The sequence below is a fragment of the Streptomyces cynarae genome, from assembly GCF_025642135.1.
Taxonomy (GTDB): domain Bacteria; phylum Actinomycetota; class Actinomycetes; order Streptomycetales; family Streptomycetaceae; genus Streptomyces; species Streptomyces cynarae.
Map to the genome: position 1 here is coordinate 6367363 of NZ_CP106793.1, position 17207 is coordinate 6384569.

The 17207-nt window shown below is 69.8% G+C and carries 9 protein-coding genes; 1 reads left to right on the top strand and 8 read right to left on the bottom strand.

The window, feature by feature from the left end; genetic code table 11:
* Positions 1-19 precede the first annotated feature (19 nt).
* The 3 genes from N8I84_RS29045 to N8I84_RS29055 form a co-directional block, all read right to left on the bottom strand.
* Entirely contained in the window at positions 20-2194 is a 2175-nt protein-coding gene (locus tag N8I84_RS29045) for an SUKH-4 family immunity protein (protein WP_263232389.1), read from the bottom strand.
* Positions 2195-2253: 59 nt separating this feature from the next.
* A complete protein-coding gene (locus N8I84_RS29050; protein WP_263232390.1) occupies positions 2254-7728 on the bottom strand; it encodes a toxin glutamine deamidase domain-containing protein in 5475 nt (1824 codons plus the stop codon).
* Positions 7729-8039: 311 nt separating this feature from the next.
* The gene (locus N8I84_RS29055; RefSeq protein ID WP_263232391.1) at positions 8040-8744 is read right to left on the bottom strand and encodes a hypothetical protein; all 705 of its coding nucleotides are present in this window, start codon (positions 8742-8744) and stop codon (positions 8040-8042) included.
* 66 nt (positions 8745-8810) lie between these two features.
* On the opposite strand from N8I84_RS29055, the gene N8I84_RS29060 reads away from it, so the two are divergent.
* Complete coding sequence (locus tag N8I84_RS29060) at positions 8811-9239, top strand: hypothetical protein (RefSeq protein WP_263232392.1); 429 nt, start codon at positions 8811-8813, stop codon at positions 9237-9239.
* An 11-nt stretch (positions 9240-9250) separates the two neighbouring features.
* Here the strand turns inward: N8I84_RS29060 and N8I84_RS29065 are convergent, their stop codons facing one another.
* The 5 genes from N8I84_RS29065 to eccCa all read right to left on the bottom strand — a co-directional run bounded on the left by N8I84_RS29065 (position 9251) and on the right by eccCa (position 17167).
* Positions 9251-9553 (bottom strand): hypothetical protein, encoded by a 303-nt coding sequence (locus N8I84_RS29065; protein ID WP_263232393.1) that lies wholly within the window; start codon positions 9551-9553, stop codon positions 9251-9253.
* Between the two features lie 61 nt (positions 9554-9614).
* Positions 9615-10679: an SUKH-4 family immunity protein gene (locus N8I84_RS29070; RefSeq protein ID WP_263232394.1), complete on the bottom strand. Its 1065-nt coding sequence runs from the start codon at positions 10677-10679 to the stop codon at positions 9615-9617.
* Between the two features lie 73 nt (positions 10680-10752).
* Positions 10753-12678 carry an ATP-binding protein gene (locus N8I84_RS29075; protein WP_263232395.1) on the bottom strand — a complete coding sequence of 642 codons (1926 nt, stop codon included), beginning with the start codon at positions 12676-12678 and terminating at the stop codon, positions 10753-10755.
* Between the two features lie 26 nt (positions 12679-12704).
* Entirely contained in the window at positions 12705-13085 is a 381-nt protein-coding gene (locus N8I84_RS29080) for a hypothetical protein (protein ID WP_263232396.1), read from the bottom strand.
* A gap of 134 nt (positions 13086-13219) precedes the next feature.
* Positions 13220-17167 carry a type VII secretion protein EccCa gene (gene eccCa, locus N8I84_RS29085; protein ID WP_263232397.1) on the bottom strand — a complete coding sequence of 1316 codons (3948 nt, stop codon included), beginning with the start codon at positions 17165-17167 and terminating at the stop codon, positions 13220-13222.
* Positions 17168-17207: the final 40 nt, after the last annotated feature.

Below are 17207 nucleotides of genomic sequence, written 5' to 3' on the forward strand. Positions count from 1 at the left end.
ACTTCCCGCGGCAGGCCGATCAGCGGTTGTCCAGATGTCCGTCGAGTGCTCCCTGCCAACTCGAAGAGGCTGTGGCTTCGGGATCGACCTCTCCCGCCCAGGCTTTCACACTGCGGCGGGCATCCCGTCCTTCGTCGCTTCGGAACGGGAAGTCGCTCAGGACGAGCATGCGGTACAGGCCGATGAGCGTCATGAACTGGGGCAGGCTGCTGCCGAGGAGTTCCGGTCCGGTGGCGGAGACGAGCAGGATGCGACCTGTCCGGCCCTCCAGGACCACGGATTCGGTGAGCCAGTGTCCCAGGAGGTAGGCAGCGTCGCTGGAACCGGGAAGTTCGACGGGTTCGAGACCGGTCTGGTCGAGCGTCACGGTGGTCAGGAAGGCTGGTGCGGTTCCGCCGCCGAGGGCGGGAAAGCCGACTTCGGAGATGATCGCGCGTGCCCGTGGCTCGGTCAGCGCAGCCGGTAGGTCAGCGACGGGTACACGGCGCAGGGCGCGGTCGCCGAAAGTGTCGGCGAACCATCGGTTGAGCTCCTCGCCTTGTTCGGCAACGGGGCGGGGCATGGGCCACAGGGCCGTGGAACGGGCCGACGGGACGAGAGACCGCTGCCACACCCCGGGCCCTGCCGTCAGTTCCTCGGGGTGCAGAACATCGAAGGCGTACAGGCCCCTCGGCCCGTACGCCACCCAGCGCCCGTCGTCCGCAACTGCGGCTCCGCTACGGGGAATCAGCAGCCCCGGCCAGTCAGGACGGCCCGACCCGGACGAACCGACGTAACGCCTGCTCTCGAGGGCGCTGCCCACAGTCCGTTCCACATCTCCTTCGTCACCGATGAACTGGTGGACCACCCTGGGCTGAAGCAACTCCTCACCATCGGACAACCGCCAGATGCGTTCCCGCACCTGGTCGTCCCCCCAATCGTCGAGGTCGTCGGCCAAGGGCTCCTCGAGTTGCTCCTGGCTGAAGACGCCGCTGTGCTCGCTTGCTGCGACGGGGACGCCCGCATAGGTGCCGAAGTCCACCCCACGCGTCGGTCCGGGTAGATCCGGCAGGGCTCCCAGCACACCGTAGGGACGCCACTTCGACCATGCTGTGCGCCATGCCAGCGGCACTGGGCTTGCGCACTCGAGCTGCTCGGCCCAGTCACGGCGGCCGCGGTTCACGGCTGCCCAGTGCAGCCAGGCCAGCCACTCACTCTGCGAGTCGGGGGTGACACCCTCCCGTACCAGATAGTGGGCGTCTGCGGCGACACCCCCCACCGGAGGGCCTCCAGGCCACGCCAGATCGACCGCTTGCTGCAGCGAGACGCGATCGGCCACGGCCGCCAGGACGGGCTGCTTCTCGATGAGCTGGGGCAGCATGCCGGAAAGCGCGGCATGGACCGCGAGCGCGCGGCCGGCGTATGTGGCGATCCGCACGTCGGCCGTGCCCCCGGTCGTTGGGGACACCGCGGAGAGGAGGGCCTCGGTGATGGCCAGTTGCTCCACGTCCGTGATCGGCTCGGCTCTGCGGAGCAGACGCTTGAGCGCGTCCGACGCCAGTCGCACGATAGGGGAACCGTCGGCACCCACCGCCAAGCGGAGGGCATTCGGTCGGTGATCCACAATGTGACGCAGGGTGTCCTCGGTGTGCTGTCCACCCAACGCTGTGTCCATGAACTGCCAGACCTGCAAGGGGACTTCGCGCAGCTCGGTTGCTGCAAGGGCGCGGAGGGCGGGATGCTCGGTGAGAAGCGCGGCTGGAGCAGGGCCTTCGAACTCTCCCTCCAGCAGGACCTCGTCGGGGCGTTCTGGCCGTGCAGGGTCACTCGGCTCGTCGAACTCCAGGACGGGAAGCACATGGCCACGGCCCATACTGCTGAACTCCCCGGCGATACGGTCGATGAGGTCCGACTCGGTCGAGGAATACAGGGTGCCCGCCCACTGCACATTGGCAAGAAACAGGATCCCGCCCTTGCGAAGACCTGCCAGCGTGTCCTTCAGCGGGTCACCCAGGGGGCGATGCCTGGCCTGGAGACCGAAGTGCGCAAGGAGTCGCCCGAGCACCTGGTCGGCCTTCAAGCCACGGCAGTCCAGGAACAACGAGCCGGGCAACTCCTCGTGCAGGCCGGCCAGGAGAGCCGTTTTGCCTACCCCCGGCGAGCCGCGCAATGTGAGCTTGGGCGCGTGTTTCGGCGGGTCGGCCAACCAGCTCACGATCTGCTGATCCACTTCCTCGGCAAACACTGTGCATCACTCCGATCAGACCCGGCCGATCAGGGTACGTCAGCGCCCGCGGCGAGCTTCATCCAGACTCTCGCAAGTTCCCCACGGAAGCGGTGCATGTCGGCGTTGCGGGCATCCACGGCCTGCTGCCGGACCCTCTCGATCTCGGCGTCTCGCTTTTCGGGCGGAAGACCCTTGATCCTGGCCATCTCGTCGGGAGACAGATCGCCCAGGCGGTATCCGGCACCGTAGACGATCTTCGTCTTGTTCTTCTGCTCAGGGATCGCCGCCTTTTCCTCGTCGCTCTTCTCGTGGTACCTCTTCAGCTCCTGGCCGGCGGGGCGCTCGAGTTCATGCGCAATGTAGTCGGAGCAGTTGGAGTAGGCCGGGTGGGTTCGATCACCACACGGCTCGAACTCCGTGTACATGATGGGCGCCTCGTACCGGCCCGGGTTCTCCTGGTCGAGTCGCCGGAAGGCTTCACCGAGCACGGGCTCCGAGTGATCCAGCGGTGGGCTTGAGGAGTCGATGATGTAGTGGGTCTCAGCAGTTCCGTCAGGCTTGTGTTCGATGACCTCCAGAGCCGCGAAGTTCTTACCCGAGAAGTCCGGTCGCATCATGCGGCGATGCTCGCGCATGGCATCGATCTCGGCCTGTGGCCTGCCTTCGTTCACGGCCTGTTCAATGGCCCTCTTCAACTGTGCGTCGCCGACGTGCCGGTTCCAGAGCTTGTTGAAGTTGAGCCGTTCTCGTCTGATCTCCTGCTCGCTCTTCTGCTGGTTGCTCTCGTTGAGAGCCTCGCCGCCTTCCGCGAGCTCCTGTGCGTCCTTGTCCGCAAGGTCCTGAGTTGCGGCATACCGGCGGGCGAGAGGGGCTGGATCCAGGTGCTCGCCGCGCGTGGCCTGGTGCCGCGAGTGGAGATCGGCGCCACCTGAATCGTCAACGGCGTGCGCATCATGGAATGCACTGCTGAGGCGTGCGATAGCGGCAACCGTCGCAGCCTTGTCCTCCCGCGACATCTCCGCGAAGCCGGGCTTCAGCAGCTCGTTGAGCCGGTCCTGGGTCAGCCTGCCGCTCTGGGAAGCCTCCCGGACGGTCTGCAGCAATGGCGAAGGGTCGCCTTCGGCCCAGCTGTGGAGATGCTGGGCGATGGCGTGAAGGTCGGTCTGCACCACGTCGTTGGATCTGCGCAGCAGATTCTGGGAGTCGTCGCCCAGCATGTCATGGTGGACCGAGGATCCGTCGCCCTGCTGAACGACTCCATAACCGGGATGCCCCTCGGGGCCGGCACTGTCCAGTGGGGTGTTGGCGATTTCCCGTGCCCTGGCCAGCTCTGCTGCTCTCTCGGCTGCGGTCTTCTTGGGCTTCTTCGGCTTGTTCTCGCTCTGCTCGTCGTCCTTCTTGCTTTTTTCGCCCTTGCTCTTGTCGTCGCTGCCTGCGGGAGCCTCCGGCCCCCTGCGATGAGACTCAGGATTTCCCTGTACCTCCCGATCCGGGCGGGAAGAAGCGGCAGGAGTAGAGGCGCTGGGTGCCTGGTTGGTCGAGGGGCGATGGCCCGGTGAAGCTGTGTCGCCCGATTCCTTCTGCCCGGGGCTCCCGCTGGTCGGCTGATCAGCAGGCACCGATCCTGCGCGGGAGTCGGGAAAGGAGGCTTGTTGAGGGCTGTGGTCGATGGTCGGATCGTTCGGCGCCGCACGCGAGGCGGACGGGACCGCGTCATCCGAGACGGTCCGCATATGAGCGTCATCGGAGAGCGAGGTCGGTGAGGGTGTCGTCTGCTCGGGGGCCGATTCGGTGGCACCGGGGGTGAGTGTGACGCCGCCGCCAGTTCGAATGCCGTTGTCCGACGCTGAGGCGTCGCCCTGTGCAGGTGACGTGGCTCGGTTGTTTCTGCTCTCGCCCTGGGGGTGCGCGGAGGCCGGGTCCGAGGTCCCTGTTGCGTCGGAAGCCCGTCCTTCTGAGGGCACACCGGATTGCCGTGAGTCGGCGTGGGACGTGCCTTCTCGGGCCGTATGCGGGCTTCCCTCCGCGGAGCCGTCGGCGGGAGCGCGGTCGGGTTTCTCGCCCGATGGATCCGACTGGGCGTGATTCTCCTCGGTCAGGCCGCTCGTCGTCTCCTTCTCCTGCTGGGAAGGATCGGTTCCCTCTTGAGAGACATCCGCCTGGGCCTGGGATGTCTCAGGCCCCTCCTCAGGTGTGTCCGTACCGTGCTCGGCGCCCTCGGAGTCCTTCGCGTGAGGCTGGCTGGTGTCGATCGGGTTCCGGTCGGCGTCCAGCGGGATGTGCCAGACGTGCTCGGCGTTGTCGATGTGAATGGGGTCGTGGCTGACCTGTCCGGTCTGGGTGTCGATCCAGACGATGTTGCCGTGGTGGTTGACGGCGTTGAAGGCGTGGCCGCCTCCGCCGGGCCAGTCGACCTGGACGATGGCCGCTGAGCCGTGACCGGCTTGCTGGAGGGTGTTGGCGATGTTGTTGGCGGTGTCGGGGTCGCCACCGGGGCCGGCGTAGGTGTGGGCGGCGCCCGTCCAGCGGATCTGGTTGTCGTTCGCGTTGTTCTCGGGGGACCAGACGTCGGGGTTGCCGTGTTCGTCGGTGTCGAGGGTGCGGGGCGCCGAGACCTGGGGATTTCCGTACCAGGTCTCTAGGAACGAGCGGGAGCAGTCGGCGCAGTTGTTGCTGCGTCCGGGGACGGTGTTGCCGCCGTCGTTCTGGAGTTGGGACCAGTGACCGAAGGGGTCCGGGAAGCGTTGCGGGGTGCCGTCTTCGTTGTGCGGCACCGCGTCGACCAGCGCCTGCTGGTCGGCGGGGTCGGGGTCGGACAGGCCTCCCGGGTAGTGGTCCAGGTCGGCGCGAATGTCCTCCAGGCTGTCCTGCTGCGGGTGTTGCTGATGATTCGGCGTGCCGGGAGTGGCCTGGGGGGAGCCCGGGTGGTGCGGCGTGGCAGGCCCTGCCGAGTGCGACGGTGAGGCCGAGGCGCTCGGGGTGTGGACGGGGGTGTGGATCGGGACCGCCGTCACCTGGTGGTGCTGTTGTTGCTGTTGCGGGTTGTTGGACGGTGCGCTCTGCGACGGCGTGTTCGGCTGTGCGGCAGGCTGCTGTGGAGCGTTGGGGGTGCGGGGCGTGCTGCCCGCGGGCTCCTGGGGCGGCCTGGTGGGAGCGGGGCCGGTGTCGGTGCCCGGCCGGTTCTGGGCACCGGACGTGCCGGGTGTGCTCTGGGCGGTGGGGCTGCCGGCGGGGCCGGGCGGGGTTGAGGAATTCGGAGTACGGCTGCTCGGTGTCGAGGAGTTCGGGGTGCCGTTGCTCGGTGTCGATGCTCGCTCGGACCCGGTGCCGCTCGAGGTCGAGGGCGTCGTCGTGGAGGTGCTCGTGGAGGGCGGGTTGGTTCTGGGGGGCGACGACTGGGACGGGTTCTGATTCGGCGTGCTCGTGCTCGGGTTCTGGCCCGGAGTACGGGTAGGGGTGCTGCCGGCCGGGTCCGTGGTGTTGCGGGGCGTGGTGCTGTCGCCCGGGTTCGTGGTGCGGGGTGTGGTGCTGTCGCTCGGGGTCGTGGTGCGGGGTGTGGTGCCGTCGCTCGGCCTGGTGCCTGGGGTGTCGCGGGGCGACGACGTACGGTCACCGGGTGTCGTACCAGGGGTGTTGCGGGGCGTGGTGGCATCGCCCGGTGTCGTGCTCCCGGGTGTGCGCTGGGTCGGTATTCGGCCGTCGGCTGCACCGGATACCCGGCCGTCCGCCGGGCCGGAAACGCGGCCGTCCGCTGTACCGGAAACGCGGCCGTCCGCCGTCGGGCCCGGAGTGCTCCGGGGTGTCGTCGGAGACGTGGGGCTCGGGGTGGAGGCAGGTCCGGTTCCTGTGGACGAAGCCGTGCCGGAGGCACTCGCGGAAGCGGTCCTCACCGCGCCCGAGTTGGCGGTCGGGCTGCTCGAGGTCGCTGCGGGCGAGGCGCTGCCGGACGTACTCCCGGCCTGGTGCGAACCGGCCACGCCGCCCGTCGTGGAAGGCGCGACAGGGGGCGTGGGGATGGCCGAGACGCCATCCACACGGCCCCCGCCCCCGGTGGCCGCAGGGGACGGATCACTCGTCGTCGGTGTGGGTGCGGCACTGGAGTGGGTGGGGACGCCGGCCGCCAGGCTGTCGATCGACGTGCCGATTCCGCCGCCGCTGCCGCCTTCCGCCGGGGATGCCGTACCGCTGGAGGAGGCGTGGCTGGGTGCGGCGTGCGGTGTCGGTGAGGAGATACCGGACGGGGAAGAGCCGCCGCTGGTGCCGGTGGGGCCCGACGTGCTGGGAGCGTTGGGCGAGCCGGTGGTGTCCGGGGCGCTGTGTGACGGTGTGCTGGGGGAGGGGTCGTCGAAGTCCGACAGCGACGTCGTATGCCTCGGGGCCGGGATGTCCGAGGCGGGAGAATTGTGCCCGGTCCCCGGGCCGGAGTTGTCGGAGTCGGGGCCCGCACCCAGATCGGGCGTGCCGATGTGGGTGCTGCCGGTGTCGGCGGATATCCCGCCGCCTATGTTCGTGCCCGGGCCGCTGTCCGAACGCGTCGAGGGCGAGGAGTGCGACCCGGACGAGTCTGAACCGTCGGAACCGGAGTGGGAGCCCGCGGAGGACGAATCTGTGGAGGACGAATCGGAGGACGAGGAGCTGGAGGACGAGTCGGAGGAGTTGTTCGAGGATGAGTCTGAATCCCCGTCGCTCCCGGACGAGTCCGAATCCCCGTCACTGTCGCTCGACCCGTCCCGGCCCTCGCTCCCCGACGCCTCATGCCCGTCGATGCGGCTGTCGATGGCGTGGTGGGCGCGGTGGCCGGCCTTCTCGCCCAGGCTGTCGCGCACGCCTTCGGCGAGGGTCTGCGGGGTCTGTTTGATGGCGTCCCAGGCGCTGTCGGTGCCCTTTTTGACGGTGGTGGCGAGGTCGTAGCCCTCCTGGGCGCCGAAGCCGACGTTGACCGTCTGGCGGATCAGGTCGGTGATGATCGCCTCGATCATGGAGATCGCAGGCTCCTTCATCGCCTCGACGATCGCCTCCAGCAGTGCTTCTTTGAGTTCGTCGAGGAGGCGCCGCACGATGAGCCGGGTGGCCTGGGTGGCACCCAGTGCGCCGACTTCGGACAGGCCGAAGGTGAAGGGGGCGGCGGCTTGGGCGGCGGCGATCTCGATGGCCAGGGCGATGAGTTGGGCGATCACCGCCCACTTGGCGAACTCGACGAGGTAGGCGCAGGCCTCCAGCACGGTCGCGATGATGTGGGCGGCCTGGGCGGCGTTGGCGAGGTAGCCTCCGGAGCCGCCGCCGTCGAACTTGGCGTAGACCTTGGTGAACGCGTCGATCGACTCGCCGGCGTTGTGGGCGACCACCTGGCGGGCGCTGGCGTTCGCCGTGGTGTGCAGTTCGGTGACGTCGTCGCCGAACTTCCGCCACAGGGCGGCGCACTCCTTGAGCTTGTCCTCGTCTGCCGTCGGCCAGCGGTAGCCGAGCATCTCGAGAACCCATTCGAGCTCGTCCGGCAGCATCATCGACACAGCAGAAAGCACCCCCGTCAGCCGACCCGGCCGTACAACTCCCTCATAGGTCAAGGGACATCACACAGGAGTACAGCCGTCCGCAAAGTTTACGGAATCACTTGCAGACGACTTCGGACGTCGCTGTCACAAATCCGTTGCAGGTCCTGGCGGTTGCTTCGACATACGCGACCGTCAACGGCGCGCATCGGCGAACCGCCCGCGGGCCGCCGCCCGCCCCCGCTCCTGCTGACGGCGGCCGGAGGCGGAGCGCGCCCGAAGGGACAGACCTTGGTGGAGCACAGCGTGTCAGCCGGCCGGTCGGCTCCCCCCACCGGCACCGGTCAGACGAAGTAGCTGACCAGGAAGGACACCCCGGCTCCCACGATCCCCACGCCGATCATCCCGAGCAGGACAGGACGCGTCACTCCCCGCCCCGCCGCCTCCCATGCCTCGTCGTACGAGACGCGGCTCGGGCCGAACGGCGCGTAACCCGTGGCCAGGCAGAAGACGCCGAGGCCGGTGAGGACCCACCCGCCGAAGAAGGCCCCGAAGAAGCGCCAGGCGCGGTCCATTCCGCCCTGGACGTAGTCGCCGTTCCCCGAGGTGGCCGTCGCCGGCGCGTCCGTCTGCTGCACCGCCAACTCGGTGCCCTCCGCGTACCGATGCCTGACCTGCACGGCCGCGGCCGTGTCCTTGCTCTTGCCGTCGTCGGACACGAAGGTGCCCTCGCAGCGGACGGGGCGGCGGTTCTTGTGGCTGCTCCGTGAGGCGTTGTTCGGGTAGCTCACCTCGCACTGCTTCACGGTCAGGGTGCCGTGCGTGCCGGCCCAACCCGCCAGGTACGCCCCCTCGTACGCCCCCCACCCGCTCAGGGCGAGGCCGGCGAGCAGGAACACCAGACCTCCCCACCGCCCAAGGCGGCCGAAGGCCCTGCCGACGAGACCGGCGGCCGGGGAGCGGTCGGTTCCTTTGTCCTTTCCCGTGCTGCGCGTCTGAGTCATGACGACGAAGTCCTTCTCCTGTTCGGCCGGTTGGGGGGTCAGCATGGCATCCACCGGTTACGGGAGATACTTCGGGTGTCCGAGGAACGAGGGCAGCGAGGAGAAGCGGACATGGCCAGGAACCCCGAGAACTCACCGACCCCCTACGGCTCTTCGCAGGACCGCGGGGTGCTGGACGAGGCGCTCGAACCGGAGCAGATTCGATCGCTGAACACCGCCCTGCGGAGGCTGTCCGAGAGCGACAACGTCGGCAAGGACATGCAGGACGCGGCGAAGCGGTTGCTCTCCGGTCGGCTCGCCCTGCGCGACGCCCTGGACGACCCCGCCGTGGCACGCTCCCTGGGCGGGGGCCTCGCCTCCCTGCGCGGCCGGTGGGAGTCGCTCTCCGAGGAGGAGCGCGAGCAGATCAGGCACGGGGAGCCGCTGACGAGCGGTGATCCGTCCGCGGGGCAGTCCGAGCCGAGGGGTGCGGTCGGCGAGGCCTCACGGTCGGGGAGGAAGAGCCAAGGGCGGCACAGCGGCGGGTTCTCGCTGTACTGAGCCCGCACTGGTCACTGGCGCTGTCTGCGGTAGAGATCGATGGCCGCCGGGTTGGGGAAGTTGGGGACGGTGACGGTCTCTCCGGTCTCCTTGGAGACGACGATCTTGCTGCCGCCGGGAGGAGCGGGTTGAGGCCGTCCGGCGGCGTCGGTGACCGGCGGGAACTCCGCGTACACCAGGTATCCGATGTCGAATTCCTCGACGCGCAGCTGGGCGGGCGTGCCGTCCGGCAGCCTGGGCTGTGCGTACCGGCTGCGGACGATGTCGAGGGCCTGCTCGGCGGTGGTCGGCGGTGCCGGGCTGTCCGATGTCACGGGTGCTCTCCTCGTTCTCTCAGTTGTCTCAGGTCTCTCAGCGAGGATCTGCGGAAGCCGCTCAGAACAACCCGTGCCACATCTGCTCGACGATCAGTGACCACCAGGTGTCGGCGTTGGCCAGTGCGGAAGTGTCGACGGCGACCAGCTGCTCCTGCAGTGCCGCCACCTCCGCGCCCGCCGCGATCGGGTCAAGGCCCCGCATCCGCTGCCGTACGGTGGCCAGCAGCGCCAGGGAACGGGCGAAGGCGGCCGCCGACACGTTCACGTAGCGGGCCTCGGCCGTGACCGGGTCCACGGCCCACAGGGCGCCGAGGCCGTCCGGCTCCGTCGTCCCGGGCACGCACTGCACCGCGATCACCGCGACGCCGTCGAAGCCGATCCGGGCCAGGTGGGCCAGGGCGCCGATCTTCTCCTCACCCGCAGGGCTGCGGCGCTCGCGCAGGTTCGTGGCGACGTCGGTGAACAGGCCGCCGGCCGGAGCCGCGTCGGGCCGGTCCGCGGTGAAGAAGAGGGGAAGGTCGGCGGGGAGCCCCGCCCAGGTGAGCGTCGACTTGGTGGCGTCGGGCAGCGGGCTGTCGGCGACGTCGTCGGCGTCGTAGCGCCGTACGCCCTCCTGGCCGAAGACCTCCGCGAGGCGGTGGCCGAGGGCCACGTCACGCATCGGCTCGGCGGGCGCGACCCGGGCGGGAACCGGGAGGCGGTGCGGGCGGGGCGGCGGCTCCTGGCCGGCGATCCGGTGCAGCATCTCGACCTGCTCGACCAGCGCCGCGACGCCCTCCGCGCGCTCCTCAGGGCGGGCTCCGTAGGTCTGCGAGCAGGAGAGCTGGGCGCTGGGGAAGGAATTGAGGAGTTCGGCCGTGTAGCCGCCCGGGAGCAGGCTGGGACGCAGGTCGGTGTGGACGGCGACGACATTGTCGACGGGTACGTTCATTCGCCGCAGCTCGGCCCAGCACTGGTACTCGGCGGGCGGCAGGCCCGGACCCGAGTTGCGGAAGAGAGTGGTCTCCTCGCCGCCCGCCGGGTCGACGTAGGTGAAGACGGCGGTGTTGCCCGGGCCGGTGACCGGACGGGCACCATCGGACGCGTTGACGCCCTGTACCGCCGCCTGCTCCTGGCTGGTCAAGGGGAGGCTCCTTCGAGATGGCTGGTCCCACGGGTGAGGACGGGGTGTGGCTACGGGTGGGGACGCGGTCTGGCTACGAGGCTAGCGCCGCGTCGGTCGGCTGGATGCGCAGGGCCTTCGCCCCGCGCTCGGTGGCCACGAGGAGGATTCCGTCCGGGGAGAGGTCGGCGGCGGTGAAGGGCGTGTCGGAGATCAACGCGGCCACGACCTCCTCCTTCGCCCGATCCCAGACGCGCAGGTAGTCGGCGCCTCGGCTCAGCCCGAGCGGGGCGGCGGTGCGCTCTTCCTCGGACGGGCGCTGGATCTGTGCGGGATCGGTGCCGCCGAGGTCATCCGGTCGTACGAGGCCGCGGACCAGCACCGCGGAACTGCTCGCCTCCTCGGGCTCTCCGATCGGGCGCGCCCCGGGTGTGCCCGCGGGCACGGCGAGGACGGCGACAGCAGTGGCCGACCCGTCCGGACTCGGGAGGCTGCCGACGGTCACGGCACTCACACCGGCGACCGGCAGGCTCCACAGAGTCCGCCAGGGCAACTGGAAGCCGAGCCGGTGCACGGCGCCGGCGAATTCGGGCAGGCCGTCCTCGACGAACGCGGTCTCCAGCAGGGCGGCGCGCAGCGCGGCAGGGGCCTGCGTGCGGGTCAGCAGCGGAGCGGTACGCAGGTACGTACGGGCCGGCGCACCGAGCGCCTCCACAGGAACGGCCTCGACGGCGGCGCGCAGCGGTACCGGGTCGGCGTGCACGAACAGCCCCGGGTCGGTGAGGAGTTGGGGCAGCAGGCCCGCTTCCAGCGTGTGACCCGCGATATGGTCGCGCACGTAGGGGTCGGCCTTGCTCCAGTCCTGTTCGGGCACGGCCTCCAGCAGTGCCATCGCGATCTGGGACTGAGCGGCACGGACGTTGGGCAGGCCGGCGCGGATCTCGTCACCGATGGCCGGATGCAGCAGCCGGAGCAGCGTACGCCCGCCATCCCCCTCTTGTTCCTCCGGCTGCACGAACGGCGCGGCGAGCAGCATCCCGCCCGCGAGTGCCTGGCCCATGTCCTGCCCGGCGACCGCGCTCGCCAGCCGTTCCCACAGATGGACCGGAATGCCGTCGGCCTCGGCCAGGGCGAGCGGTGCCAGCATGAGCCGCAGGGTCCACGGGTCGGCGCCGAGCCGTCGGGCGTGCAGGTCGAGGGCCTCGCCGACGGACGTCGGCAACCGGCCTTCATCGGCCGGGTCGAAGCCCTCGGGGGCCATCAGGGCGCAGTTGACCGCGAGTTGGACGACCAGAGGACTGGTCCCGGCCCGGCGGGCGACGGCCGCCGCCAGGGCGAGGCGGGCGGCGGGGTCGACGGTGAACGGCAGTTCCGGCGCCCCGAAGCCCGGATTCAGCGCCGCCTGGGCGTGCAGCACCAGGCCCTCGGGGTCGGCCCACTCCGGCTCGTCGAGATCGATGATCCGCACAACGCCTGACGGCAGCCCCGCGGCCAGCTCGGCGGCCAACGAGCGAGGCACCTCCGCCAGGAGCCGTACCGTCTCGGTGGCGGCCAGGGGAGCGAGGACCTCCCGGACGAGCCGTGCGGGCTCGTCCGTGGCGCGTACCGGACCGGCGCGGTCGACGTCGGGTACGACGACGGTCACCGGCCCGTCGAGGGCGGCCAGCCCGGCGTACACGTCCTGGGTGCTGGTGGCGTTCAGCTCATAGTGGTCGGCGAGGAGCCACAGGACCTGGGCCGCGGTCAGCCCGTCGGGAGCCGGCACCGCGGGGGCCGGCAGCTCGGGCGGCACCGTCGACGGATCCATCTCGTCCAGCGGCAGCCGCTTGCGGAAGTCCGGCTCGCACAGCATCAGGAACCCGGTGAGCAGCCGCGAACGGCCGCTGCCGGAGCTGCCGGTGAGCGCGACCACGCGTGGAGCTCCGGGCGTGGCCGCGCGCCATGCGGCGAGCGCGCGCAGCGCGGCGGTCCGGCCGCCTATGTGAGGGTGCGGTGCGTAGTCCTCGGTCGAGCCGGTCATGGGTCCTGTCTCAGTTCGCTCGCGGGTCAGGGCTCCTGCTTACGACGCAGATGGTGCGGCCCCGTCGGCATCTCCACCTGCCCGTCGTACTCGGCGGTCGTCTTCCGCCAGATGTCCACCTGGTCGGCCTCGTTCTGCTCGTGGGCCACGCCCATCTTGGTGAAGGCGATCCCCATTCCCGCCAACCGCTCCGCCAGGCTGCCCATCGACTGGTACATGCCGTCGCGCAGACCCTCGTAGGCGACGCCGAACTTCTCGCCGATGTCGTCGTCGCCCCACGGCGGGGTGTCGCCCTGTTCCAGCTTGTTCAAGCCGTCCTGCAGGCTCTTCACTGCCTTGGCGAAGTTCTGGCCGACCGTGAACATGTTGAAGCCCTCGGTCTTGAGGACCTTCGGATCGGAGTCCATGTAGTCCGACGACACAAGTGCCCCCCGTGGCTCGCCTTTTCGTTGGCAACGCCACCTTAGCGGGTGATGTGCCCGTACGAGAGGGGGCGGTACCCGCTCGGGTACCGCCCCCCCTACGGCTGCGACGCCGGGCCTCAGAACCGGGCCGGCAGCCACCCCGTCTGGATCAGCTGTCCACCGCGCCGCCGCGTGTGGAAGTACCCGCGCCCGGGCGGCAGCTGCGACGGCGTGATGTTGCCGAGCAGCGCACCCTCCGTCCGGTCGCCGGAGAGCACGATGCCCTGGGCGCCGAGCTCGCGCATCCGCTGCATCACCGGCTCGTACAGCGACCGGCTCGCACCGCCCGAGGCGCGCGCGATGATGACGCGCAGACCGATGTCCCGGGCGAAGGGCAGGTACTCCAGGAGCGGGGACAGCGGGTTCATGCCCGTCGCCACCAGGTCGTAGTCGTCGATGATGACGAACGCGTCCGGGCTGCTGTACCAGCTGCGGTTGCGCAGCTGCTCGGGGGTGACGTCCGGGCCGGGCATACGACGGCTCATCGATCCGGCCAGGCCCTCCAGCGTCTCCGCCAGGGCCGGCGCCGACGCGCAGTACCGCGACAGGTGGGAGTCGGGCACACCCTCCAGGTGGGCGCGCCGGTAGTCACCCATGACGATCTTCGCCCGGTCCGGCGTGTAGCGCTCGGTGATCTGCTTGATGAGCAGCCGCAGCACCGCCGACTTACCGGACTCGCTCTCACCGAACACGATGAAGTGCGGATCCGTCTCGAAGTCGACGAAGACCGGCGCGAGCGACGACTCGTCGATGCCGATCGCGACACCGCGGTCCGGGTGCTCGAACCCCTTGGGCAGCCGGTCCGCCGACAGCATGGTCGGCAGCAGCCGCACCGCCGGTGCGTGGCTGCCCTGCCAGTTGTCGTTGACGCCCCGGACGAGGATCTGCGTCGCCTCCGCCAGGTCCTCCGTCGCCGACGAGCCGTCGACCCGCGGCAGCGCCGTCATGAAGTGCAGCTTGTCCAGGCTCAGACCGCGGCCCGGCACGGTGGCGGGGACGTTCTGCGCGACCTTGCGGTCGATCTCCGACTCGGTCGGGTCACCCAGCCGCAGCTCGATGCGGTTCTGCAGCATGTCTTTGAGCGCCGGCCGGACCTCGGTGTAGCGGCTCGCCGTCAGGATCACGTGCACGCCGAAACCGAGACCGCGCGTCGCGATGTCCGTGACGGTCGCCTCGAGCAGCTCGTAGTCCGTCTTGAAGGACGCCCAGCCGTCGATGACGAGGAAGACGTCTCCCCAGGGCTGGTCGGGCATCACACCCGCGGCCCTGCGCTGCCGGTACGTCTGGATCGAGTCGATGTTGTTCGCGCGGAAGTACTCCTCGCGCGCGTTCAGGATGCCCTCGACCTCGCTGACGGTACGGCGCACCTTCTCGGCGTCGAGCCGGTTGGCGACCCCGCCGACGTGCGCCAGTTCCTCCATCGCGATGAGACCGCCACCGCCGAAGTCCAGGCAGTAGAACTGCACCTCGGTGGGCGTGTGGGTGAGGGCGAACGACGAGATCAACGTGCGCAGCAGCGTCGACTTGCCGGACTGCGGGCCGCCGACGAACAGACCGTGGCCCGCACCGCCGGAGAAGTCCCGGTACAGCACGTCGCGCCGCTGCTCGAACGGCTTGTCCACCAGGCCGACCGGCACGTTGAGCCGGCCGAGCGCCGTGTACTCGGGTGCGGTCAGGCCGCGCTCCGGAGTGACGGCGAGCTGGGGGAGGAGCTGTTCCAGGGAAGGAGCCTCGTCGAGCGGGGGCAGCCACACCTGATGGGCCGGCGGTCCCTGGTTGACCATCCTGCCCACGATGACGTCCAGGACGGTGTCGGCGAGCGCGTCGTCCACCCTGGCGTCGCCGTCCGGTTCCTCGACCACCGGCTGAGGGGGCAGCGCCACGTGCCCCGCCGTGAACAGCGCGGGCCGCAGCTGGGTGGAGCGGTTCACCCGGGACGGGCCCTCGCCGTGGTAGGGCCCCGACACGTACGCGGCCTTGAAGCGGACCATCGTGTCGGTGTCGTACCGCAGATAGCCGGAGCCGGGGATGGACGGCAGGTGGTAGGCGTCCGGGACACCGATCGCCGTACGCGACTCGGCGGCGGAGAAGGTGCGCAGACCGATCCGGTACGACAGATAGGTGTCCAGACCGCGCAGCTTGCCCTCCTCCAGGCGCTGCGACGCCAGCAGCAGGTGCACACCCAGCGAACGGCCGATACGGCCGATCTGGATGAACATGTCGATGAAGTCCGGCTTCGCGGTGAGGAGTTCGGAGAACTCGTCGAGCACGATCACCAGCGAGGCCATCGGCTCGAGCGCGGCGCCCGCCGCCCGGGCCTTCTCGTAGTCGTGCAGATTGGCGTAGTTGCCCGCCGTGCGCAGCAGCTCCTGGCGGCGCTGCATCTCACCCGTGATGGCGTCGCGCATACGGTCGACGAGCGTGAGGTCGTCCGCGAGGTTGGTGATGACGGCCGCGGTGTGCGGCATGTCCGCCATACCCGCGAACGTCGCACCGCCCTTGAAGTCCGCGAGGATGAAGTTCAGCGTCTCCGAGGAGTGTGTCACCGCGAGACCGAGCACCAGCGTGCGCAGCAGCTCCGACTTGCCGGAGCCGGTCGCGCCGACGCACAGGCCGTGCGGGCCCATGCCCTCCTGCGATGCCTCCTTGAGGTCGAGCATGACCGGCTCGCCGTTCTCGCCCACACCGATCGGCACCCGCAGCCGCTCGTGCAGCGTGCGCGGCCGCCAGGTGCGCGAGACATCGACGGACCCCGCGTCGCCGATGCCCATCAGGTCGGTGAAGTCCAGGTTCGACAGGAGGGGTTCGCCCTCCTCCGCCGAGCCGACCCGGAAGGGGGCGAGCTGCCGGGCCAGGGACTCGGCCTGCGCGTCGTTCAGCACGTCGGGCCTGCCGGAGTACGCGGACTCGTGGCCGACGAACAGCCGCATCCTGCCCGGCTTCACATAGACCGTCAGGCCCGCGCGCAGGTCCTCCTCCAGCTCGCCCGGAGCGATTTCGAGGAAGGTGACGCCCTGGAGCCCCTCGCTGCTGGCGAGTTCGGAGTCGGGCGGCACGGTGCCGCCGTCGAGGACCACGATCAGGTGGGGCTGGTCGTAGACGGGGTTCGCGTCCGGGTTCCAGCGGGGCCTGTCGTCCAGCTGGTCCGCCAGCGCCTCCTCCAGTTCCCCGAGGTCGTCGAAGAGGAGCCGGGTCGAGCCCGCACCGTCCTTGGCCTTCGGGTGCTGGCTGTGCGGCAGCCACTTGATCCAGTCCCAGTCCGCCGCCGCGGAGGGGTGCGCCACCACGGCGACCATCAGGTCCTCCGGCGAGTGCAGCGTCGCCAGCTGGGCCAGGGCCGCTCGGGCGTTGCCGTACACCGTGTCGGTGTCCCCGCACAGCGTCACGTGGTAGAAGGCGCGCAGCGAGACGGACACGGGCAGGTCGGACAGACTGCCGTGCGCGTCGAGGAAGGCCTTCATGGCCGCCGCGGTCAGCGGCTCCAGCTCCTCCTTGGGCGCCGTCTCCGGGGCGACCAGCGGGGTGTTCAGCTGCTGGGTGCCGAGGCCGATCCGTACGGATGCGAAGTCCGCGTCGGTCGGGCGCCGCTCCCACAGGCGCTTGCCGTCGGCCGCCACCGCCCACAGCTGCTCCGGGTCGGGATGCTGGAAGAGCTGACTGCGGCGTTGCAGGTCCGCGGTCCTGTGGACGTCCTTGCGGACCTGTTCGAGATAGCGGAAGTAGTCACGCCGGTCCTGGGCCATCCCGGCACCGCCGCCGCCCTGCCGGGACTTGGCGAACTGGGCGATCGCCATGGCCAGGGTCGAGGCCAGCATCAGCCCGCCGACCACCCTCATATAGGAGGGGAGGCCAGGCATGAAGAAGAAGCCGACGGAACCCAGCATGCCCATCATGGGCAGCAGGGTCATCAGCATGCTTTCTTCGCCCTCACGGGGGATCTCGGGCGGCGTCTCGAGTCTGACCTCGCCGTCCGGGACGACCGGGGGCGCTATCCGCGGCGGTCGTTTGATGATGACGACGCTCACCGATGCACTCATCCTTCGCGATTGATACGTCTTGGCACCG

Bases quoted from the DNA above. Each gene is read 5' to 3' on its own strand.
- N8I84_RS29080 (WP_263232396.1), bottom strand. From the start codon at position 13,085: ATGGACTCCGATCCGAAGGTCCTCAAGACCGAGGGCTTCAACATGTTC.
- N8I84_RS29060 (WP_263232392.1), top strand. From the start codon at position 8,811: ATGGCCAGGAACCCCGAGAACTCACCGACCCCCTACGGCTCTTCGCAG.
- N8I84_RS29055 (WP_263232391.1), bottom strand. From the start codon at position 8,744: ATGCTGACCCCCCAACCGGCCGAACAGGAGAAGGACTTCGTCGTCATG.
- N8I84_RS29075 (WP_263232395.1), bottom strand. From the start codon at position 12,678: ATGACCGGCTCGACCGAGGACTACGCACCGCACCCTCACATAGGCGGC.